The sequence below is a fragment of the Lysinibacillus sp. FSL W7-1291 genome (assembly GCF_038593415.1).
GTDB lineage: Bacteria > Bacillota > Bacilli > Bacillales_A > Planococcaceae > Lysinibacillus > Lysinibacillus fusiformis_D.
The window spans coordinates 673,151-695,672 of record NZ_CP151994.1; the positions used below are offsets into that span (position 1 = coordinate 673,151).

The following is a 22,522-nucleotide window of genomic DNA, read 5'->3' on the forward strand; positions in this document are numbered from 1 at the left end:
AATGTGTAGAGTAAAAAGGAAAAAGTGAAATATGTACAAATAAAAAGTGGATATTGCATTAAAAATTATATTTATTTTTCAAAAGTAGAAATACGTTAAAATTATCCGATATAATATTTATATGATACATAGTAAGGGGAAATACTAATGAGTGTTTTAAAAGATAAAGTGGTATTAGTAACAGGCGGTACAGGCTCTTTTGGTAAAAAATTCATCAGGAAAGCACTTACATTAGGTGTAAAAAAAATTATCGTTTTTAGTCGCGATGAGTTAAAGCAATATGAAATGAAGCAAGAGTTCCAAGATGAACGAATCCGATTCTTTATTGGTGATGTGCGGGATAAAGACCGATTATATCGTGCCTTTGATGGTGTGGATATTGTCATTCATGCAGCTGCTATGAAGCATGTTGATGCATGTGAATATAATCCTTTTGAGGCGGTAAAGACAAATATTCATGGAGCTCAAAATATTATTGAGGCAGCTATCGACCGTGGTGTAGAAAAGGTAATTGCGCTTTCAACGGATAAGGCATGTAGCCCTGTGAATTTATATGGTGCGACAAAATTAGCATCTGATAAATTATTCGTTGCTGCCAATGCTTATGTAGGAGAAAAGAAAACAAGATTTGCAGTTGTACGCTATGGCAATGTAGTAGGAAGTCGCGGTAGCGTAGTACCATTCTTTAAAAAGATTAAAGATACAGGTAAATTACCTATTACAGATGAGCGTATGACCCGTTTCTGGATTACCCTCGATCAAGGGGTACAATTCGTATTAGATAATTTGGAACGAATGTACGGTGGGGAAATCTTTGTGCCGAAAATTCCAAGTATGAAAGTTACAGATTTAGCAAAAGCGATTGCTCCTGAATGCGAAATGGAAGTTATTGGAATTCGCCCTGGTGAAAAACTTCATGAAGCAATGATTATGGAAGATGATGCTCGGCATACATTAGAGTTTGATACATATTATGTCATTCAACCTGAATTTTCTTGGTGGTATGCTGATAAGTTTGAAGGCGGTATTCCTCTACCAGACGGCTTTGCTTATACAAGTGATAATAATAAAGAATGGTTAAATGTTAAAGATCTAGTGAGAATGATAGGAGAAAAAGACATATAATGAATACTGAACCTCGGTATACAGTTGTTTATGGTATAGGTTACGCAGCAAAAGTTTTAATAAACTATTTGGATTGGTTTGAGAATATCCAAGTGGATTATGTCTTTGTAAGTCCAGGGCATAAGAAAGAACAGAAATATTGTTATCATAGTAAAAGTGGAAAAATGAGAAGTGTACCTATAGTTGAACTTAATGAAATAAGTTTACTAAAAGATAATGTTGATATTTATTTAACTGTAGTTTCCCATAATGAAGAAGTATTTAGTTCTCTTATGAAAACGGGTTATAAAAATATTGTAAATATACAGTCTATAGAGAACTATGAAGATCCATTTTTTGAAGAATATTTTAAAAAATTCAACATCGACCTTTCGAAAGAAATAATTGATTTTAATGGTATTCAAATATATAACCCTATACTATTTAATAGTGATTTAAAAGGTGCTTTTTTTGAAACAGTAGGGGATGAATTATCACCTAGCATTTTAAACGATTTTTCATTAGTAGTAGATGGTGTTTATGAGTTTGAAGATGTTCACCTCGAAGAAGGAGATTATATAATCGATGCCGGTGCAAATATAGGGTTATACTCTTGTTACGCAGCTAGTATGGGGTGCACAGTATATGCTTGTGAGCCAGGGAAAAAATCACTCGAGATATTAGAAAAGCAAAAAAAGATATATGACAATATTCAAATAATACCGTATGGTTTATCAGACCATCAAGGGTACATGGATTTATTTGAATCAGACACAGGAGTACTAGACTCTTTTTATATGAATCGTGGAAATGATCAAATAAGATCAGTTCCTATTGATACAATAGATAATTTGGTTGAAAAAAAGATGATTAAGAAAGTAGATTATATTAAGGCTGATATCGAAGGTGCAGAACGATATATGCTTATAGGGGCTCAAAAAACTTTAAAAGAAATGGAGCCAAAATTATCAATATGTACGTATCATTTCCCAGAAGATGCGCAAATTCTCGAAAAAATAATAAAAGATGCTAACCCAAAATATGTAGTTAAGCATAATTGGAGAAAACTATATGCGTATGTTCCAAAATGAATTAGTGGTGAATAATAATGAGTATGGAATTTAAATTATTAGATGAAGATAGTTTAGATTTAGTAATGAAATGGCGCACTAGTGAACACGTAACTAAATTTATGTATACGGATATCGAGCCTGATTTAAACAAGCAAAGAAAATGGTTTGAAAAGATAAACAAAGATTATACTCAATTAAATTGGGTTATCGTTTATAAAGATAGCCCTATAGGTTTAATTTCATTAAATAATATTGATTACATACATGAGAAAGCCAGTTCAGGCTTTTATATTGGTGAATTAGAATATTCTATTGTTTCAAGCCGTATCCTGCCTTATTTTCTAAATTTTTATTTCTTCGAAATGAAGTTTAACAAATTAGTAATTGAAGTTCTCTCTATAAATGAATCTATGTTGAAAATGGACTATCATTATGGATTTAGAAAAGTAGGTACGTTAACTCAGCATATAAAAAAAGATGGCGTATATTATGATGTAGAAGTTCTGGAAATCTTAAAAGATACGTGGATTAACAACTATCAAAAATATCATAAATTAAGGGCTCCATTCGAATTGAGAGGAAAAAATAGCAATGAATAATTTAAACAAGTATAACAATGTTTTTAAAGAGTGTTTTAATATTAACGAGGACCAATTAAATGAAACGTTAGTATATAACTCAATAGAAGAGTGGGATTCTGTAGGGCATATGGCAATGATTGCTGAATTAGAAGATGTGTTTGATATTATGCTTGAAACAGATGATGTGATTGAGTTTAGCTCATATACGATTGGTATAGAAATTTTAAAAAAATATGATGTTGAAGTATAAAGTAGGAGGTAGTTAGTATGCTTTTAAGCGGAAAAGTAGCGGTTATAACAGGATGTAATCGGGGAATTGGAAAAGCCATTACAACTGTATTTGCTAAACAGGGCGCTAATATAATTGCATGTGCTCGAAAAAGTACTGTGGAATTTGAAAGCTACTTAACTAATCTTCAAAACGAGACAGGTGTTCTAATAACACCTGTCTATTTTGATATTAGTAAGGAAGATGAAGTTAAATTAGCCATAAAAGAAATAAGAAATCTGTTCTCTACGATTGATATATTAGTTAATAATGCTGGGATAGCTGGGGATACAATTTATCAAATGACTACAATGGAAACACTTGAAGAAAAAATGAAAGTGAACTTTTATGGCCCTTTTTTATTGACTCAATATATTACGAAATTAATGAGAAAAAGTACAGCGGCATCTATTGTAAATATTACATCTATTGCAGCCGATGATAGTTACAAAGGGATGATTTCCTATACGGCAAGTAAGGCTGCATTTAACGCCTTTACTAAAACAATAGCGAATGAACTAGGTAATGTTAATATAAGGGTAAATGCTATTGCTCCAGGTTTTACAGAAACCGATATGGTATCAAATGCAATCACAAATAAAGAATTTTTGACACAACTACAAAGTCATTTAGCTTTAAAACGTTTAGCTAGACCTGAGGAAATTGCAAATAGTGTGTTATTTTTGGCATCTGATTTGTCATCCTATATTACTGGACAAATATTACGGGTAGATGGGGGACTTTTTAATGATTAATGCAAGCTTAGTAGAAAAATTAAAGAAACAAGCTAGTCATATGAGAATAAATGCTTTGAAATTAGCAAATGCTTCAGGGAATAATGCTGCTCACGTAGGCCCGGGCTTATCCATTATTGAAATTTTAGCTGTTTTGTACGGTCACACTATGAATATTAATAGTAAAAATTCTTTAGACGAAGGTAGAGACCGTTTTATTTTAAGTAAAGAACATGGGGTATTAGCTTACTATACTGCTTTATATGAGAATGGAATTATTACAGAGGAAGATTTAGCTAGTTTTATGAATACAGGTAGTGCCTTTTTAGGTCATCCAGTAATGAATCGTAAAAAAGGTATTGAATTTACAAGTGGTAGTTTAGGAATGGGCTTATCATTGGCTATCGGTGTTGCGATGGGATTAAAACGTAAGCAATTATCAAGTCATGTTTATGTATTATTAGGTGATGGTGAGAGTAACGAAGGGTCGATTTGGGAAGGGTTTTTATCTGCTCCACATTTTAAATTAGATAATTTAACAGTCATTATTGACCGGAATGGTATTCAGTTAGGTGGTAAAACGAACGATATTTTACCAATGAATCATTTGGAGAAAGTACTAGAAGAGATGGGCTGGGCTGTCTCCACTGTAGATGGGCATGATATTGAGGCATTAATAAGTGTATTTGATAGTGTTTCTCATAAACCTAGAGTAATAATAGCTAATACTATTAAAGGCAAAGGTGTTTCTTTTATGGAGCACAATATTGATTGGCATCATGCTGTGCTAACGGATAAATTATTTAACGAAGCGATAGAAGAGCAGGTGAAAGAAAATGAATAATACATTAAAAAATCATAAAATGTTAGCACGTTTAGGTCAACGAGGCACATTTGGAATGGTCATGTTAGAGAAGGCCAAAAAAAAGGAAGATTTATTGGTGATAACAGCAGATGTATCTATTCCAGCAGGCTTAGATCGTTATAGAAAGCAACATTCTGACAAATTTATTGATGTAGGAATTGCTGAACAAAATATGATTGGTATAGCCGCTGGTTTAGCCAGTGAAGGTTTTGATGTTTATACAACAACATATGCTCCATTCCATACGCTAAGATGTTTAGAACAAATTCGAATGGATATTGGTGAAATGAAACATCCAGTAAGAATGGTAGGATTATCTAGTGGTGTAGTATTAGGTATGATAGGTAATATGCATTGTAGTTTTGAAGATATAGCTGTTATTCGTGCTATCCCTAACATAGCAATTATTTCACCTGCAGATTCTTTTGAATTAGTAAAAGTATTAGAGGCTCTGGAAAGTTATCCCAATCCAGTATATCTTCGATTGACTAGTGGAGCGCCCTCTCCAATTATTTATAAAGAGGATTATAATTTTGAAATCGGAAAAACTATCTCAGTGAAAAATGGCGAAGATATCGCGATATTTGCTACGGGTTCCATTATAAGTGAGGCAATAAAAGCTGCAGAATTATTAGAATTAGAAGGCATTAATACTGAAGTAATTAATGTCCATACTATCAGACCTTTAGATAATGAAGGTATAAAAATGGTTATTAAAGATAAAAAGCTTCTTGTAAGTATGGAAGAGCATGTAATTGCTGGAGGGCTAGGTAGTGCCATATCCGAAGCAATAGCTATGGAGGTTAAAAAGCCTCCTCACTTAATGATAGGATTACCTAGTGATTATAGCAGAGCAGGAATATATGAAGAGATGCTAGACTATTACGGATTAACTGCTAATAAAGTTGCTAAAAGTATAAAGGAAACATTAAATAATATTTAATTATTTATTGGTGTGGTAGATGCTATCACACCTTTTCCTATAAAGAAGGAGCGAGCTTATGGAACTTTTTAATTTAGAGAGTAGTGATGTGGCGATTATTACAAATGAACAAACATATGCTTTTAGTGAAATTCCTAAAATTGAATTTCGTAGTACAAGCAAAGAGTTAATATTGATACTATGCCAAAACACAATAGATATTTTAGCTACTTATATTTCAGCTATGAATAGCAAGCATGCGGTTATGCTGATTAATGAAGGTATTAATCATGAATTACTAGCAAACATTATAAAAACATATCAGCCGAAATGGATTATTGGATTAAAGAGCCATGAAGGGTATGAAATAAATGAAAATCAATTAATAAGAACAAAAGAAATAGTAACCAATATTCATCCTGACCTTGCAATTTTATTAAGTACTTCAGGTACAACTGGTAGCCAAAAGTTTGTTCGTCTTTCCTATGACAATATTAGGGTAAATGCTGAATCTATTATAGAGTATCTAAAAATTAATCAAAATGAACGAGCAGTTATGAATCTACCACTTTCTTATTCATATGGCATGTCGATTGTGAATAGTCACCTTTTAGCAGGTGCTTCAATTTTATTGACTGATGAAAGCGTGATGGAGAAGTCATTTTGGGAACTTGTGAAAAAACATAAAGCAACTTCAATTGCAGGTGTTCCATTTACATATCAAATGTTACAGCGTATAGGCTTTACAAAAATGGAGTTACCTTATTTAAAGACAATGACACAAGCTGGGGGACGATTAAATGAAAAGCTTGTAAAGCATTTTGCAGAATATGCAAAAGAACAAAATAAGAGATTTTACATAATGTATGGTCAAACTGAAGCTGCACCACGTATTTCATATATTCCTTATGAAAAAGTATTAGAGAAGTCTAGCACAATTGGTATTGCTATTCCTGGTGGCAAACTTTCTATAGATGTAGAAACCGAGGAGTTAATTTATATGGGTGCTAATGTCATGATGGGGTACGCTGAGAATTTATCAGACTTAGCAAATGGCTATGAACTTAATGGGGTACTATATACTGGCGATACAGCAATCATTGATGAAGATGGATACTTTACAATTACAGGACGAATGAAGCGTTTTATTAAGTTATTTGGTTTGCGCATTAATTTAGATGATGTGGAGAAGAAACTTGAAGAAGAACTACAAATACCTTTAGCTTGTACTGGATCTGACGATAAATTAATTGTAGCTATTGAACAAGCTGATTATGTTGAAAAAGTAAAAGAAGCGATTGAACATTTATATAAGCTTCACAAAACGGCATTTAAAGTCAAGGTGATTGATGAAATTCCACGTTTTGTAAGTGGAAAAACCGATTATATGAAGCTAAAGGAGAGCTGTTTATGACGGTCCCTTATCATTTAGTACAGGCCGAGAAAGAAATTGAACTAGTAGTTAAATTAAATGAACTAACTAGATGGCACACTGAAAATTGTCATGAATATAAATCAATGCTAGAAAAAAGCAATGCATTACTAGAAGCAAGTTGTTTAGAAGAAGTACCATTTTTACCTGTGCAGTTGTTTAAGCTAATGAATTTAAAATCGGTTTCTCAAGAGAACGTTGTAAAAGTGCTAACATCAAGTGGGACAACGGGACAGCAAGTATCTAAAATTTACCTCGATAAAGAGACATCGATTGCACAGACAAAAGCACTTGTAGAAGTGATGAAACCTATTTTAGGTAATAGACGTTTGCCAATGATTCTGTTAGATACGAAATCTGTGCTAAAGGATCGAAAATCATTTAGTGCACGTGGAGCGGGAATTTTAGGGTTCTCTAATTTCGGTCGCAAACACTTTTATGCTTTAAATGATGATATGACATTGGATGTTGAAGGTTTACAAGCGTATTTAAAAGAATACGAAGGACAACGTATATTACTGTTTGGTTTTACATTTATGATATGGCAGTACGTTTATAAAGAAATAAGAGATAAAGGTTTAAATATTAATTTTGGTGATAGTGTACTTATTCACGGAGGTGGATGGAAAAAGCTTAAGGATGAGGCGGTTGATGCTTTGACTTTTAATCATCTTCTTAGTAAGCAATTAGGCATTCAAGAAGTACATAACTATTATGGCATGGTTGAACAGGTCGGTTCAATTTTTGTAGAGTGTAATGAAGGACATTTACATGCACCGAGCTATGCTGATGTGATTATTCGTAATCCGATTACGTTTAATGTTTTACCTGTAGGACAACAAGGTTTAATTCAGGTAGTGAGTGAATTACCAAAAAGTTATCCGGGTCATTCTTTATTGACAGAAGATTTAGGAACAATTCATGGTATTGATGATTGTCCATGTGGATGGAAAGGAAAGTATTTTAGTGTAGTTGGACGTATCCCGAAGGCAGAATTACGCGGTTGTAGTGATACTTTTCAAGGAGGTGTGCGTTTGTGAAAATATTTTGGCCAAAGAATGGGAATTTTGATAATGTACTATGCAACTTGAATAATCAAAAATTGAATCAACCTTTTGCTGAAGAAGTAATTGCTTTTACACAAAGTTTATCGAAGCGTTTTGTACGGATGCGATACATGCCTGAAGTTGTAGCACTTGGTTACTGGCTTCGAAAATCAAATATTAAGCAAATGCAAGCAGAGTTTGAAAAGGCTACTAAGGGAAAAGTAGTTCGTGGGCGAGGTACAGCTTTTCATATCGCTCCTTCAAATGTTGATACTATTTTCGTTTATTCATGGATGCTGTCACTTCTTGCAGGGAATCGCAATATCATTCGTATTTCAAGTAAAACGGAAATAAATGAGTTATTACAAGTGATTTTAGAAGAGTTACCTAATTATAAATCGTTAGCGGAACAAATAATAATTTGTACATATGGTCATGATGAGAGTGCAACAGAAATGCTCAGTCTAACATGTCATACACGTGTTATTTGGGGAGGGGATGAAACGGTAAAAGCCATTCGTAAAATTCCCCTTGCACCACTAGCAAATGAATTAGCATTTCCAGACAGATTCTCATTAGCCATATTAAACTCCGAAAAAGTTATGTTATTAGATGATGAGGCACTAGATGCATTACTTGAGCAATTTTATAACGATGTGTTTTGGTTTGACCAAATGGCATGTTCATCACCAAGACTTATCGTTTGGATAGGTGAGAAAATAGAATCTTTTTGGACGGCATTTGAACGTAAAATCCAGAAAAAGCAACATGAGTTATTAGCAGCAACGCAAGTATTGAAATATTCGACAAGTTTACAATTAGCCGCGGAAAATTATGTAGAAAAAGTAGTACCTATAACGAACTTTTCACGTATAAAGCTAAATGATGTGCCAAGAGGTGTACGTGAAAAGCATTGCGGTGGTGGCTTGTTTTATGAGTATGAAGTTGAAAACTTAATAGACTTAGAACAAATTATAATCGATAAAGATCAAACAATTGCATACTTTGGTTTTGAGAAACCTGAGTTAAAGGAATTAGTAGAATCAATTTCTACACGAGGGATAGATCGAATTGTCCCAATCGGGCAAGCGCTAAATTTTGATGGTGTTTGGGATGGACAAAGTTTCTTAACATCGTTTACGAGGGAAGTAATAATTTTATAAATGGAGAGTTTAACTATGAAAACAATTGTAATTATCCAAGCAAGAATGGGCTCCTCTCGTTTGCCAGGGAAAATTTTAAAACCGCTTGGAGATGTAGATGTTTTAAGGTACGATATCACGCGCTGTCGTGCTATCAAAGGTGTTAATGAAGTTATTGTTGCGACAAGTACTTTAAAACAGGATGATGCAATTGCAAATTGGTGTGAACAGCAACAAGTTGCATATTTCAGAGGTTCTGAGGGAGATGTATTAGATCGCTATGTTCAATGTGCAAAGCAATACAAACCTGATTATGTGATGCGTGTAACATCGGATTGTCCATTTGTTGACTATGAAATGGCAAGTGATATTGTAGAATTAATTCTAAAAGAACGTAAAGATATCGTGTTAATTGACGGGCAATTACCTCGAGGATTAGCGGTAGAACTTATTTCATATGAAGCACTTTTATATATTCATAAAGTAGGGCTAGAATCTCGACATCGTGAGCATGTTACTTATTACGCCTATGAATTTGCTGAAGAATTTGAATCAGTTACATATAAAGCGCCAGCAAATCGTATTGCGCCAGAACTACGCATTACGCTAGATACAATCGAAGACTATAAACTGATTTATGAGGTGGCAAAGCATTTCAACAACCCATTAATTTCAAGTAAAGATGTGATTCAATTTTTAAAAGATAATCCTGAAGTTGCAAAACTAAATGCTCATATCGAGCAAAAGCCGGTGATTTAATGAAAGTCATTATTCGTACAGATGCATCTATTGAAATCGGTAGTGGTCATGTTATGCGTTGTTTGACAGTTGCAAAAAATTTGCGTGTGAATGGATGTGAAGTAATCTTTTGGATGCAAGATTTACCTGGAAATCTAATTGATTACGTAATCAGTGAAGGTTTTGGAAATATTTTTGAAGCAGAGCAAGCAGACATATATATCATTGATCATTATGGGATTGATAAAGAGTGGGAGTGCAAAATACGTGTATTTACAAAAAAAATTGTGGTAATTGATGATTTAGCGAACCGTAAGCATGATTGCGAGTTGCTTCTGGACCCTAATGTATTGCCAAATTTTGAATCACGATATGACGATTTAGTGTCTGATGCATGTATAAAGCTATTAGGTCCAAAATATTTAATTATGCGTGATGAGTTTATTGATGCAAGACGGCTATTGCGCAAGAGGAATGAACAAATTGAAAATTTACTCATTTTTATGGGCGGTTCGGATCCAACGAATGAGACGATGAAAATTTTGGAGGCACTTGAAGAATTTCAGTTTAAACATATTGATGTAGTTGTTGGAAATGGTAATGTTTTTAAGGAACAAATTCGGGAGATTTGTGAAGAGCGTGGGTATGACTATCACTGTCAAATTAATTATATGGCAAAGTTAATGCAACAGGCTGATTTTGCTATTGGTGCGGGGGGAAGTACAACATGGGAACGTTGTTATGTTGGACTACCTTCATCGAGTACTATTGTAGCTAATAATCAGAAAGAAGGGACAGAATTTGTTGCAGAACTTGGCATAGTTATTAATCTGGGATGGCATAAAGACGTGACATCGGAAACTTATAAACAGTTATTAAAAAATTTACAGATTAAAGATTTAAGTGAAAAAGGGCTTATTCTAACTCAAAATGAGCAACCAAATGAGTGGGTTTATAAAATATTGGAGTTGATAAAATGATTAAAATAGGAAATAGAGAAATTGGTCGTCATACGAAGCCATTTATTATTGCAGAAATGTCAGGTAACCATAATCAATCATTGGAAAGAGCATTACATTTAGTAGAGCTAGCCGCAGAAGCAGGTGTTGACGCTCTGAAATTACAAACATATACACCTGATACAATTACATTAGACGTTCATACAGGTGAGTTTTTCATCCAAGAAGATGGAAATCTCTGGAGAGGTAATTCTTTATATAATTTATATAAAGAGGCTTATACACCTTGGGAATGGCATAAGGAGATTTTTGCAAAAGCACAAGAACTTGGTCTCCTTGCTTTTAGTTCTCCATTTGATGAGACAGCAGTGGATTTCTTGGAAACATTGAATGTACCAGCATATAAAATTGCCTCATTTGAAAATGTAGATATCCCATTAATTAAAAAAGTTGCGCGAACAGGAAAACCAATGATTATTTCCACAGGTATGGCGACTGCTGCTGAACTAGATGAAGCAGTTCGTGCTGCTCGCGAAGAAGGTAATAATCAAATCATATTACTGAAATGCACTAGTACATATCCTGCTACACCTGCTAATTCAAATTTAGTAACTATACCACATTTGAAAGAAATGTTTAGTACAGAAGTAGGTTTATCAGATCATACAATGGGGGTTGGTGTATCGGTTACTGCAGTGGCACTTGGAGCAACGGTAATTGAAAAGCATTTTACAACATCTCGGGCTGAAGGAGGGGTTGATTCTGCATTTTCAATGGAACCACATGAATTAAAAATGTTAGTGGAAGAAACGGAGCGTGCATGGCAAAGTTTAGGGAATGTGAGTTATGGACCAACAAATGCGGAGAAGGAATCAGCAAAATTCCGACGTTCTTTATATATAGGCTCAGATTTAAAAGCTGGTGATATTTTAACAGAACAAAATGTTCGCAACGTTCGACCAGGCCTTGGTTTGCCAACGAAGTACTATGATTTAGTGATTGGTAAATCGATTAAGCGTGATGTAAAAAAAGGAACTCCATTAAGTTGGGATTTATTACTATGATTGATTCACCTCGATTTATCTCATATGGCAGTCAAAGTATAGATGAAGATGATATTCAAGCAGTTATTGAAACATTGCGTTCACCAAACTTAACTCAAGGACCGAAAATTGCACAGTTTGAGCAAGCTGTGGCAGCTTATGTTGGTTCAAAATATGCAGTAGCATTCTGCAATGGAACAGCAGCTTTACATGGTGCTTGTTATGCTGCTGGAATTGATGAAGGGGATGAGGTCATTACGTCTCCTATTACCTTTGCTGCAAGTGCAAACTGTGTACGCTATGTTGGCGGAACAGTTGTTTTTGCGGACATCGATGAACGTACTTATAATATTAACCCTGAACAAATACGTTCTAAAATTACATCAAAAACAAAGGCAATTATTCCAGTGGATTTTACAGGACAACCTGTTGATATAGATGTCATTATGGATATCGCAAGGAAGCATGAACTCGTCGTAATTGAAGATGGTGCTCATTCATTTGGTGCTAGTTATAAAGGGCGAAAGGTTGGAACACAGGCGGATATGACAATGTTTAGTTTTCACCCTGTAAAGCCTGTGACAACAGCAGAAGGTGGCATAGTTGTTACAAATAACGAAAATTATTATAAAAAACTAGTAAAGTTCAGAAGTCATGGAATTGAGCCAACAGCTTATGCTGAAGAACAAGGTGACTGGTATTATGAAATGACAGAATTAGGTTATAATTTTCGTATGACAGATTTACAGGCAGCCCTTGGTGTTTCACAAATGAAGAAACTTGATTATTTTATTAAGCGGAGACAAGAAATTGCTGCAAAGTACAATGAAGCATTAGGAAATGTGACTGGAATTACAATACCGAAGCAACTAGAGGATACTGAATCTGGCTGGCATTTGTACATGATTCAATTAGATGAAGCAAATCGGAAACAAGTATTTAATGCTATGCGAGCTGCAAATATTGGTGTCCATGTTCATTACATACCTGTTTATTGGCATCCGTATTATCAAAAGCTTGGTTATGAGCAAGGACTATGCCCAGTAGCAGAGGAATGGTATAAAAAAGCGTTAACATTGCCTATACATCCTCGTTTAACTGATGAAGATATTAACTATATAGTGAGTATATTAAAAGAATACATTTGATGAGGAAGTATTCTTTTAATATGAAGTTTATCATTTATATTAACTGTAGTTGAATAGAGTGAGAACAATTAATAGAAGATACCACTATCTATTTTTAAAACTATCAATAAATTATTCAAAAAAGAAAAGTAAGCATATGTTCAGATTAAAAAAATAATGTATATTAATATTAAATTATAAAAAGGGTGTAGGAAATGAGACCTATTTTAGTTCCTGAATATATAGAAGATTTTAGTTGTATAGGTAGTGCTTGTGAAGATACTTGTTGTGCTGGTTGGAATATAACAGTTGAAAAGAAAACATATCAAGCGTATCGTAAAGTGCGTCAGCCGGAGATGGCAGAAAAACTATTAAAATATGTAAAACGAAATCGTAAAGGTCATGATGACTCTAATTATGCAAAGTTCATTTTAGATGATAATAAAAACTGTCATATGATGTTAGAGGACGGGTTATGTAGTATTCATAAAGAATTAGGAGAAGAGTTTTTATGTAATACTTGTGCTGTTTATCCTCGATTCCTTACAAGTGTAGGGAATGTAACAGAAAAAAGTTTAACATTGTCTTGCCCAGAGGCAGCACGAATTGTTCTATTACGTAAAGATGGAATCGGTTTTATAGAGACAGAAGAACCAAAAAATACGCGTGGACTAATAAATAAGGACCTAAAATTAGAAAAACACCCTCATTTTTGGGATTTGCGTATTTTTACAATTCAGCTTCTTCAAAGTCGCCAACAACCTATTGAGATTCGTTTAATTATTTTAGGGCTATTCATACAAAAAATTGAACAATTAAAACCGAATGAATTGGAACAAGAATTACAAATGATAATGCAAGATTATCTAAATCGTTTAGATAACGATGAATATATTAAATCGTTAGAAGATATTAAGGGTAATTTAAATTTTCAATTGAATTTAGCACGTGCATTAATTCGCCTTCGTATTACAAGTGGTATTGCTTCAGAAAAATATATCACTATTCTTCATCAATTAATAGAAGGCTTAGCTTTGGAAGAGGATGAAGAAAAAGAATTACGTGATATGGAAGCAACAGTATTGAAATACAAAGAATCCTATACTAATATATATGAACCATTTATTAAAGAAAATGAATATATGTTTGAAAATTACATGGTGAACTATGTATTTAAAAATCTATTTCCCTATGATTGTAAGACATTCTTTGAAAGTTATATGATGCTTGTTGTCAATTTTACGTTAATTAAGTTGCATCTAATTGGTATGGCCGCTAAACAACAACAATTAACACAAGAAATGTTTATTGAATGTGTACAACAGCTTGCGAAGGTGATTGAACATACCCCATCTTATTTGCTAGATGTTCGTGAGGGTATGATGAATTTAGGTTATACAACAATGGGGCATATGTTTGTCATGATTAGTAAGTAGAGCTACCGTAATTTTTTATAAATGCTTTTTATAATAGTTAAAGATTCAAAGAAGCCCCTTATTCAGGTAAATATCATCTGAATAAGGGGTTTTTTTGAGAAAGGTATCATCTAAAGTAGTTTGCTGTAAAAAGGTGAAACATTTCTAAAAACTTCCGATACTAGATATAAGAATACGAAATGTTTGGGAGGTTACATATTATGCGTATTGCAGCTCAAGGACAATCTACAGATGTGGGAACTGCAACGTCATCAACATCTTCTAAGAAAGCTATTATAGAAGAAACTACGATGACTACTATTAAATCTCAGTTAATAACGCAATCACAAGGAGAAAAAATACCAGTTGCTGAGGGTCAAGAGGTATCTAAAGAAAAGTTGCAAAATGTAGTAGATACTGTGAATGAATTTTTGCAAATCAATCATAATGCTTCTAAATTTGTGTTACATGACGGTTTAGATCGTTATTTTGTACAAGTTGTTGATACCCAAACAGAAGAAGTCGTAAAAGAGATCCCTCCAAAAAAACTTTTAGACGCATATTATGAGATGCAAAAGTTATTAGGGATGATTGTGGACGAAAAAATATAAGAATATTTAGGAGGAAATATAATGGTAAATAGAATCGGCGGTTTAGCTTCAGGAATGGATATAGATTCAATAGTAAAAAAATTAATGAATGCGGAAAGAGCACCTTTAAACAAGTTATATCAAAAGAAACAAACGTACGAGTGGCAACGTGACGCATATCGAAGTGTTAATACAAAGCTAAAAACATTTGATACTTATATATCAGATAATCTAGTACTAAAAAGTCTTATTTCTAAAACGGCAGCTAGTTCTAATTCTAACTTAGTATCTGCAACTGCAACAGGAAGTGCTTCAGGAACACTGTCAATCGAGGGTGTTTCCCAATTAGCTACAGCAGCTCGTAAAGTTGGTGATCAAGTTAATGCTGTAGGAACTACGAAAATGTCCGATTTAGGAGCAACAGGAACTATAGAATTTAAAGCCATTCAAACCAACGGTCAATTAGCGAGTGAGGCAACAAAGATTGAAATTACTTCTGATATGACAGTTGATCAATTTATTAGTAAAGTGAATTCTAGTAATGCAGGAATTAGTGCTGTATTTGAAAATGGTCGATTCTCCTTTACTGCCAAAAACACTGGTGATGTTAAAGGTGATGATGAAATCAAAGTTGTAGGTGGTTTAGATATTTTCAACAAGTTAGGGTTTGCTGATCCTAATAAAGTTCAAAATACAGAAGGAAAAAATGCTATTTTCACTGTGAATGGTATAGCAACAGAAAGAACAACAAATACGTTTACGATTTCGGGTTATAATGTAACGTTAAAAGATACATTCAACGGCCTCCAAACGATTGCAGATAAATATAAAGCTGCTGTGGAAGAATTAAAAAATGCTACTACTAATTTAGCAAATAAACAAGCAAATCTTACTACAAAACAAAATGCTTATGGTGCTAGTGATATTAATAGCTATACAGCTAACCATGAAACTGCTTATAAAAATGCTTTTGGTAATACTTTATCTTTGTCACAACAAGTGCAATATAACAAACTTGGAAATAATGCGTGGAGAAATTTATCAACTGATGAAATAAATTACATTAAAAACCAATCATCTGCACAAGGTATTAAAGATAATCTAGATGGAAGCTCTTTAAGTGATGAAAGCAAAGCGAAATTAAAGGATTTATCTAATGATGTGTTAGATGTTTTATTTTCAAACAAAGATCAGCTTACAGATTTTAAAGCTCAAGCAGAGTACGAAAAGTATGGTGCAAAATTAAAAGATTTTGATCAAAATGCCATCGATGCATTAAAACGTTTCTCATATGACAGTAATGATTCAATTGATAAAATTCATAAAGATATAGATGATAATCCTGAATTTACAAAAGAAGTAAAAGATGCGTTAAAATCTTTAAGTAAAGATGATTTAACTAATTTAATAGCAACAGATTCAGCAACTTTAAAAACTTATCAAGAAAAAGCTCAAGCTGAGGATTTAAAACAAAAGTATAATCAATTTGGAGATGCGTTAATTAAAGGTTTGCAAGATGGATCTAAAAAGGTTGAGGATTTAACAGAAAAACAAAAAGAGGTTTGGAATAGCTTATCCCCAGAAGAAAAAGGTCAATTCTATGATTTGGCGGATCAGAATATTAAACGTTCAGAGTATTTAACTGCCGATGCTGAAGAGAAAGCAGCTCAAACTCGTTTAACAGAAGCAACTAATACCGAAAAGGCAGCAACAGCAGATGCAAATGCGGCAGGTATTTTAAAGGATGATGGTAGTGGTGGTAAAATCGTTGACGAAGATAAAGTAAATGCTGCTCAAAAAGCACAAGCAGTCACAATGACTTCCACAACAGATGTTGATGACATCATGGCTAAAATTAAGGAGTTTATCACTACTTATAACGGTTTTATCAAAGATTTAAATGATCAAACAAAAGAAACTAAATATCGTGATTATACGCCATTGACTAGTGAGCAAAGAGAAGACATGTCAGAAAATGAGATTAAGCTTTGGGAAGAAAAAGCGAAGAGTGGGTTATTAAGAGGTGATACTCTTATTCGTGAAGGGCTTTCGGGTATGCGTTCTTTAGTATATCAATCAAATCCTGGTATTGATTCAAAATATAATACCCTTTTCAGTATTGGGATTACAACATCAAAAAACTATAATGATGGCGGTACATTAGAAATTGATGAAACAAAATTACGAAAAGTATTAGAAGAAGATCCTGATGCAGTTGAAAAACTCTTTAAAAATAGTGAAGGTAAAAAAGATGATGTAGTAGATGGAAAAACAGTCGATACACGAGGTTATTTAGAAAAACTACGTGAATCGATGAAAACTTTTGAAATTACTATTGAAAAAAAAGCTGGACGTTCTACGATGACAGACGCTCAATATGCAATCGGAAATAACCTAATGGATACAGAAAGTCGAATTAGTACTTGGAAGAGAAAACTAGAGGATATAGAATCTCGCTATTGGAAGCAATTCACAGCAATGGAGCAAGCAATAAATAAAGCAAATCAACAATCCAGCATGTTCATGCAAGGCTGAGGCTTCTAATTAAGGTAGGAGAATAATATGCATCAAACAGATCAACTATTGCAAGTGTCAGCCAATTTATTTAAGCATTTAGGTGACATTCCAAATGGTGAAGAGCGTGACGAATACATCAACACAATCAATAGCATGTTGGACAAGCGTGAAACGATTATTAAAGGCTTGAAACAAGAAGGTTTTCATTTCAATGAACAAAATCGTATTCATCGTACACTGTTGGAACTAGATAATGGTATTAAAAAAAGATTAGCAGCTGTTATGGATGCAGTTAAGCAAGATATGGCAAACCTACAAAAAACGAAAAAAAGTGAACAGCAATATTTCAACCCTTACTCCAATGTTCGTGTGATGGACGGGATGTATTACGATAAAAAGAATTGACATTTTATCTTCATTTAGTGTGGTGGAAGCCGCAAGCTGAATGAAGATAAAGCTCCGGCGGACGTCAAGAATTTTAAAAGGATGAATTATGATCACACAATTCAAAATCCCGACACAATTACGCTTGGGCGTTATTGATCAAATAGCTTTTCTTCGTAAAATGGTTTAAACTAGTAAATAAGTAACCTTTCAAAGGAGTTGTCCTTTATTGGCAGCAAATTTAACAGCACAAAATGCGTATAAACAAAATAGTGTGACTACAGCTTCTCCTGGCGAATTGACGTTAATGCTTTATAATGGATGTTTAAAATTCTTGCATAAGGCGAAACAAGCTATTCAAGAGAAAAATGTCCAAGAAAAAAATACAAATCTTATAAAGGCACAGGCGATCATTGCCGAGCTAATGTCTACACTCAATATGGATATTGAGATTTCGAAACAAATGCTACCTCTTTACGAATATATGAATCATCGTTTAGTAGAGGCAAACATTCAAAATGATGTAGCGATTATTGAAGAAGTAGAAGGATTGGTGACGGAATTCCGCGATACGTGGAAGGAAGTTATTCGCATTACTCGACAACAGCAATTTGGTCAGGGAAACAGCGGACAAATTTAGACAAAATTAGAGACCATCATCAAAAGATGGTCTCTTTTCTATATGACAGGAATAATAACTAGAAATTAACACTAAATAGTCATAAATTAGGCTATTTGACGGTAAAATATGTTACTTATTCCCTCTAGCTGTATGAAGGGCATCGTGTCATAATCAAAGCAATATAAATGTTTAACATAGTACTGGGGTGGGAATATGATTTTTAAGCGTCAAGAAGGTTTCCGATTTAAATTTGAGGAGCCTGTTCAAATAACTTTTGCTGTTTATGAAAATGGGAGAGTTAATCATGGGCAGACGGCTATGGCTGAATTGCTGGATATTAGTCCGCGTGGGTTGAAGATGTATACGGAAGTGGATTTAGGCGTGAATCCTCCACCATTGGATATCCATTTTGTGCTTGATACACAAGAGGTGCGGGCTTATGGTGAAGTTATTTGGAGCCGTCCGTTTGGTAGCGGCAAGCAATATGGCATTTATTTCAATGATCAGGCACGAGTAGAAGATTTGATTGTAGAAGAATTAAAGTTGCGACGTAAAAAGGAAGCGGCAGAAGCAAAAAAGCAAAGCAACCATTAATTTTATAAAAATTTTTTGTAAAAAAAAGAATTATTTTAGAGGAATTTCACACACTTGTGTAGAAATAGATAGTATAGCAGTTATAAAGGAGGAGTTTACATGTTAAACTTTAACATTCGTGGTGAAAATATTGAGGTAACTCCAGCTATTCGTGAGTATGTTGAGAATAAAATCGAAAAAGTTGAACGTTATTTTAACGAAGATGTTAACGCCAATGCTAACGTAAATTTAAAGGTTTATAATGACAAGCAAACAAAAGTGGAAGTCACAGTTCCGATGAAGAACTTAACTCTTCGTGCTGAAGAGCGTCATAATGACATGTATGCTGCGGTTGATCTAATCGTTGATAAATTAGAGCGTCAAATTCGTAAGCATAAAACAAAAGTAAACCGTAAATTCCGTGAGCGAGAAGGTGCAGGCCTTTATTTTGCTACTACACAAGCAGCCGCTGATGCTACTACAGAGGAAGAGGAATACTCAATTGTACGTACAAAGCAATTTGATTTAAAACCGATGGATCAAGAAGAGGCTGTTTTACAAATGAATATGTTAGGGCATGATTTCTATGTCTTTACAGATGCTGAATCTAATGGCACAAATATTGTGTATAAACGTAAAGACGGTAAATATGGCTTAATCGAAACAACTTAAAACTTCATGATGACAAAGGCTCTCGCGATGGCGAGAGTCTTTTTTGTATGACTTTCTTCTGCAAGTAGGGTGACTGTTTGCATGAAACTGTTACACAATGGTAAAATGGAAGTTGAATCTATATAGGAAGTGAAAAACATTCATGGCAAACCTATTAAATAAATTATTTGATTTCAATAAACGTGAGTTAAAAAAATTAGAAAAAATCGCTGACCAAGTAGAGGGATTTGCTTCTCAAATGGAACAGCTTTCAGATGAACAATTACAAGCAAAAACAGAAGAGTTTAAAAAGCGTTATGCTGATGGAGAGCATTTAGAGTCGATTCGTGCAGAGGCTTTTGCTGTTTGTCGCGAAGCATCTAAACGTGTTTTAGAGATGTATCCTTTCCGTGTTCAAATCATGGGGGCTGCTTCACTGGATGAAGGTAATATTTCAGAGATGAAAACAGGTGAAGGTAAAACATTAACAGCTACTATGGCGGTTTATTTAAACGCGATTACTGGTAAAGGTGTACATGTTGTAACAGTCAATGAATATTTGGCTAGTCGTGATGCTGCTGAGATGGGACAGCTGTATAATTTCTTAGGTCTTACAGTAGGTTTAAATTTAAATAGCCTGTCAAAAGAAGAGAAGCGTGCGGCATATGAAGCGGATATTACTTATAGTACAAACAATGAATTAGGATTTGACTATTTACGTGACAATATGGTGCTTTATAAAGAAGAGCGTGTTCAACGACCGCTTCATTATGCTGTAATCGATGAGGTGGACTCTATTTTAATTGATGAGGCTCGTACGCCATTAATTATTTCGGGTCAAGCTGGGAAATCAGCACAGTTGTACAAACAGTCTAATGCTTTTGTACGCATGTTAAGTGCAGATACAGATTACACATACGAAGAGTCGACAAAAGGTGTTACATTAACAGATGCAGGTGTAGAAAAGGCAGAAAAAGCATTTGGGATCGACAATTTGTTTGATTTAACACATGTACGCTTAAATCATGCCATTAACCAATCGTTAAAGGCACATGTGAGTATGCATAATGATGTTGACTATGTTGTCCAAGAGGGCGAAATTGTAATTGTTGACGGCTTTACGGGCCGTTTAATGAAGGGCCGTCGATATTCTGATGGACTTCACCAAGCAATTGAAGCCAAAGAGGGCGTTGACATTCAAAATGAATCAATGACAATGGCTACCATTACGTTCCAAAACTATTTCCGTATGTACCAAAAGCTTGCGGGTATGACAGGTACAGCGAAAACAGAGGAAGAAGAGTTCCGAAATATTTACAACATGAGCGTTATTGCGATTCCAACGAATAAACCAATAGCTCGTGATGACCGTCCAGATTTAATTTTTGCTTCGATGGAAGGAAAATATAAAGCGGTGGCGGCCGATATTGCTGAGCGTCATAAGGCAGGACAACCTGTGCTTGTTGGTACAGTTGCGATTGAAACATCTGAAATTATTTCGCAGTTACTTGATAAACATAAAATTCCTCATAATGTCTTGAATGCGAAAAACCATGAACGCGAGGCAGAAATTATTGCAAATGCCGGTACTAAGGGCGCAGTAACGATTGCGACAAACATGGCGGGTCGTGGTACAGATATTAAACCAGGTGAAGGTGTACTAGAAATTGGTGGTTTAGCGGTCATCGGGACAGAGCGACATGAATCACGTCGTATCGATAACCAGCTTCGTGGACGTTCTGGTCGTCAAGGGAATCCAGGGGTTACGCAGTTCTATCTATCCCTAGAAGATGATTTAATGCGTCGTTTTGGCTCTGATAATATGAAGTCGATGATGATGCGCTTAGGCATGGATGATTCTCAGCCATTGCAATCAAAAGTTGTGTCGAGAGCTGTAGAATCAGCGCAGAAACGTGTCGAAGGTAATAACTTTGATGCACGTAAACGTTTATTACAATATGACGATGTGCTACGTCAGCAACGTGAGATTATTTATAAAGAGCGTTATGATGTATTGGAAACAGAGAATATGCGTGTACTCGTAGAGTCTATGATTCAAGAGACAATCGATAATGTTGTTGGTCTGTATACTCAGGGTGAGCAGAAAGATTGGAACTTAAAAGCAATTGAAGATTTTGTAGCGGCTAATCTGTTAGAAGAGGGTCAGCTTAAAGTAGCAGATTTCCAAGGCAAGTCTGCTGAAGACATTAATCAGTTGGTTTCGGATGCTGTTCATGCTCGTTATGATGAAAAAGAGGCAGAACTGACACCAGAGCGTATGCGTGAGTTTGAAAAGGTAATTTTATTACGTTCTATTGATACGAAATGGATTGATCATATCGATGCGATGGACCAACTTCGTCAAGGTATCCATCTACGTGCATATGGACAAAATGATCCACTTCGAGAATATCAACAAGAAGGCTTTGCTATGTTTGAGGATATGGTTGCGTCTATTCGTGAGGATGTTGCGAAATATGCAATGAAGGCAGAAATTCGCAGTAATCTTGAGCGTGAAGAGGTGGCGAAGGGCCAAGCGGTTAATCCGAAGGAAGAAGGCGGCTCAGCTCCGAAAAAACAACCTGTGCGTAAGTCTGAAAATATTGGTCGTAATGATTTATGCCCATGTGGAAGCGGCAAGAAATTTAAAAACTGTCATGGTGCAGGTCAATAATATATTAGTGAAAAAAATCATTTTAACTACATGTTGAAATGGTTTTTTTCTTTTGACATTAT

22 protein-coding genes are annotated in these 22,522 nt (G+C 34.5%); all 22 read left to right on the forward strand.

Annotated elements, in window-relative coordinates:
• Positions 1 to 147: 147 nt before the first annotated feature.
• The 22 genes from pseB to secA all read left to right on the forward strand — a co-directional run bounded on the left by pseB (position 148) and on the right by secA (position 22,460).
• Positions 148 to 1,125 carry a UDP-N-acetylglucosamine 4,6-dehydratase (inverting) gene (gene pseB / locus NST76_RS03100; RefSeq protein ID WP_271912397.1) on the forward strand — a complete coding sequence of 326 codons (978 nt, stop codon included), beginning with the start codon at positions 148 to 150 and terminating at the stop codon, positions 1,123 to 1,125.
• The gene (locus NST76_RS03105; protein WP_340809943.1) at positions 1,125 to 2,195 is read left to right on the forward strand and encodes an FkbM family methyltransferase; all 1,071 of its coding nucleotides are present in this window, start codon (positions 1,125 to 1,127) and stop codon (positions 2,193 to 2,195) included. The genes pseB and NST76_RS03105 overlap by 1 nt, the downstream gene beginning before the upstream one ends.
• Before the next feature lie 17 nt (positions 2,196 to 2,212).
• Positions 2,213 to 2,776 (forward strand): UDP-4-amino-4,6-dideoxy-N-acetyl-beta-L-altrosamine N-acetyltransferase, encoded by a 564-nt coding sequence (gene pseH, locus NST76_RS03110; RefSeq protein ID WP_271912399.1) that lies wholly within the window; start codon positions 2,213 to 2,215, stop codon positions 2,774 to 2,776.
• On the forward strand, positions 2,769 to 3,008 hold the full coding sequence (locus NST76_RS03115) for an acyl carrier protein (protein WP_271912400.1): 240 nt from the start codon (positions 2,769 to 2,771) through the stop codon (positions 3,006 to 3,008). Before pseH ends, NST76_RS03115 begins: the two co-directional genes overlap by 8 nt.
• 17 nt (positions 3,009 to 3,025) lie before the next feature.
• Positions 3,026 to 3,781, forward strand: a complete 756-nt coding sequence (locus NST76_RS03120; RefSeq protein ID WP_089934796.1) for an SDR family oxidoreductase — start codon at positions 3,026 to 3,028, stop codon at positions 3,779 to 3,781.
• Positions 3,774 to 4,604 carry a transketolase gene (locus tag NST76_RS03125; RefSeq protein ID WP_089934797.1) on the forward strand — a complete coding sequence of 277 codons (831 nt, stop codon included), beginning with the start codon at positions 3,774 to 3,776 and terminating at the stop codon, positions 4,602 to 4,604. The genes NST76_RS03120 and NST76_RS03125 overlap by 8 nt, the downstream gene beginning before the upstream one ends.
• Positions 4,597 to 5,568 (forward strand): transketolase C-terminal domain-containing protein, encoded by a 972-nt coding sequence (locus tag NST76_RS03130; RefSeq protein ID WP_089934798.1) that lies wholly within the window; start codon positions 4,597 to 4,599, stop codon positions 5,566 to 5,568. The genes NST76_RS03125 and NST76_RS03130 overlap by 8 nt, the downstream gene beginning before the upstream one ends.
• A gap of 58 nt (positions 5,569 to 5,626) precedes the next feature.
• Positions 5,627 to 6,961, forward strand: coding sequence for an AMP-binding protein (locus tag NST76_RS03135; protein ID WP_089934803.1), 1,335 nt, complete (start codon positions 5,627 to 5,629; stop codon positions 6,959 to 6,961).
• Positions 6,958 to 8,019, forward strand: coding sequence for an acyl-protein synthetase (locus tag NST76_RS03140; RefSeq protein ID WP_089934807.1), 1,062 nt, complete (start codon positions 6,958 to 6,960; stop codon positions 8,017 to 8,019). Before NST76_RS03135 ends, NST76_RS03140 begins: the two co-directional genes overlap by 4 nt.
• On the forward strand, positions 8,016 to 9,188 hold the full coding sequence (locus tag NST76_RS03145) for an acyl-CoA reductase (protein WP_342544616.1): 1,173 nt from the start codon (positions 8,016 to 8,018) through the stop codon (positions 9,186 to 9,188). The genes NST76_RS03140 and NST76_RS03145 overlap by 4 nt, the downstream gene beginning before the upstream one ends.
• Before the next feature lie 15 nt (positions 9,189 to 9,203).
• Positions 9,204 to 9,926 (forward strand): glycosyltransferase family protein, encoded by a 723-nt coding sequence (locus tag NST76_RS03150; RefSeq protein WP_101966440.1) that lies wholly within the window; start codon positions 9,204 to 9,206, stop codon positions 9,924 to 9,926.
• Positions 9,926 to 10,885, forward strand: a complete 960-nt coding sequence (gene pseG / locus NST76_RS03155) for a UDP-2,4-diacetamido-2,4,6-trideoxy-beta-L-altropyranose hydrolase (RefSeq protein WP_089934813.1) — start codon at positions 9,926 to 9,928, stop codon at positions 10,883 to 10,885. Before NST76_RS03150 ends, pseG begins: the two co-directional genes overlap by 1 nt.
• Positions 10,882 to 11,928 carry a pseudaminic acid synthase gene (pseI, locus tag NST76_RS03160; protein WP_271912403.1) on the forward strand — a complete coding sequence of 349 codons (1,047 nt, stop codon included), beginning with the start codon at positions 10,882 to 10,884 and terminating at the stop codon, positions 11,926 to 11,928. The genes pseG and pseI overlap by 4 nt, the downstream gene beginning before the upstream one ends.
• Complete coding sequence (pseC, locus tag NST76_RS03165) at positions 11,925 to 13,055, forward strand: UDP-4-amino-4,6-dideoxy-N-acetyl-beta-L-altrosamine transaminase (RefSeq protein ID WP_271912405.1); 1,131 nt, start codon at positions 11,925 to 11,927, stop codon at positions 13,053 to 13,055. Before pseI ends, pseC begins: the two co-directional genes overlap by 4 nt.
• Before the next feature lie 194 nt (positions 13,056 to 13,249).
• A complete protein-coding gene (fliB, locus tag NST76_RS03170; RefSeq protein ID WP_271912407.1) occupies positions 13,250 to 14,470 on the forward strand; it encodes a flagellin lysine-N-methylase in 1,221 nt (406 codons plus the stop codon).
• 200 nt (positions 14,471 to 14,670) lie between these two features.
• Positions 14,671 to 15,060, forward strand: a complete 390-nt coding sequence (gene flaG / locus NST76_RS03175; protein ID WP_089934818.1) for a flagellar protein FlaG — start codon at positions 14,671 to 14,673, stop codon at positions 15,058 to 15,060.
• A gap of 21 nt (positions 15,061 to 15,081) precedes the next feature.
• Entirely contained in the window at positions 15,082 to 17,574 is a 2,493-nt protein-coding gene (gene fliD, locus NST76_RS03180; RefSeq protein WP_271912410.1) for a flagellar filament capping protein FliD, read from the forward strand.
• A 27-nt stretch (positions 17,575 to 17,601) separates the two neighbouring features.
• Complete coding sequence (locus NST76_RS03185) at positions 17,602 to 17,961, forward strand: flagellar protein FliT (RefSeq protein WP_271912412.1); 360 nt, start codon at positions 17,602 to 17,604, stop codon at positions 17,959 to 17,961.
• A gap of 208 nt (positions 17,962 to 18,169) precedes the next feature.
• Positions 18,170 to 18,580, forward strand: a complete 411-nt coding sequence (fliS, locus tag NST76_RS03190; protein ID WP_141904756.1) for a flagellar export chaperone FliS — start codon at positions 18,170 to 18,172, stop codon at positions 18,578 to 18,580.
• 195 nt (positions 18,581 to 18,775) lie between these two features.
• Positions 18,776 to 19,156 (forward strand): PilZ domain-containing protein, encoded by a 381-nt coding sequence (locus tag NST76_RS03195; RefSeq protein WP_342544618.1) that lies wholly within the window; start codon positions 18,776 to 18,778, stop codon positions 19,154 to 19,156.
• A gap of 99 nt (positions 19,157 to 19,255) precedes the next feature.
• Positions 19,256 to 19,807 carry a ribosome-associated translation inhibitor RaiA gene (gene raiA, locus NST76_RS03200; RefSeq protein ID WP_036121000.1) on the forward strand — a complete coding sequence of 184 codons (552 nt, stop codon included), beginning with the start codon at positions 19,256 to 19,258 and terminating at the stop codon, positions 19,805 to 19,807.
• A gap of 142 nt (positions 19,808 to 19,949) precedes the next feature.
• Complete coding sequence (secA, locus tag NST76_RS03205) at positions 19,950 to 22,460, forward strand: preprotein translocase subunit SecA (protein WP_036120997.1); 2,511 nt, start codon at positions 19,950 to 19,952, stop codon at positions 22,458 to 22,460.
• Positions 22,461 to 22,522: the final 62 nt, after the last annotated feature.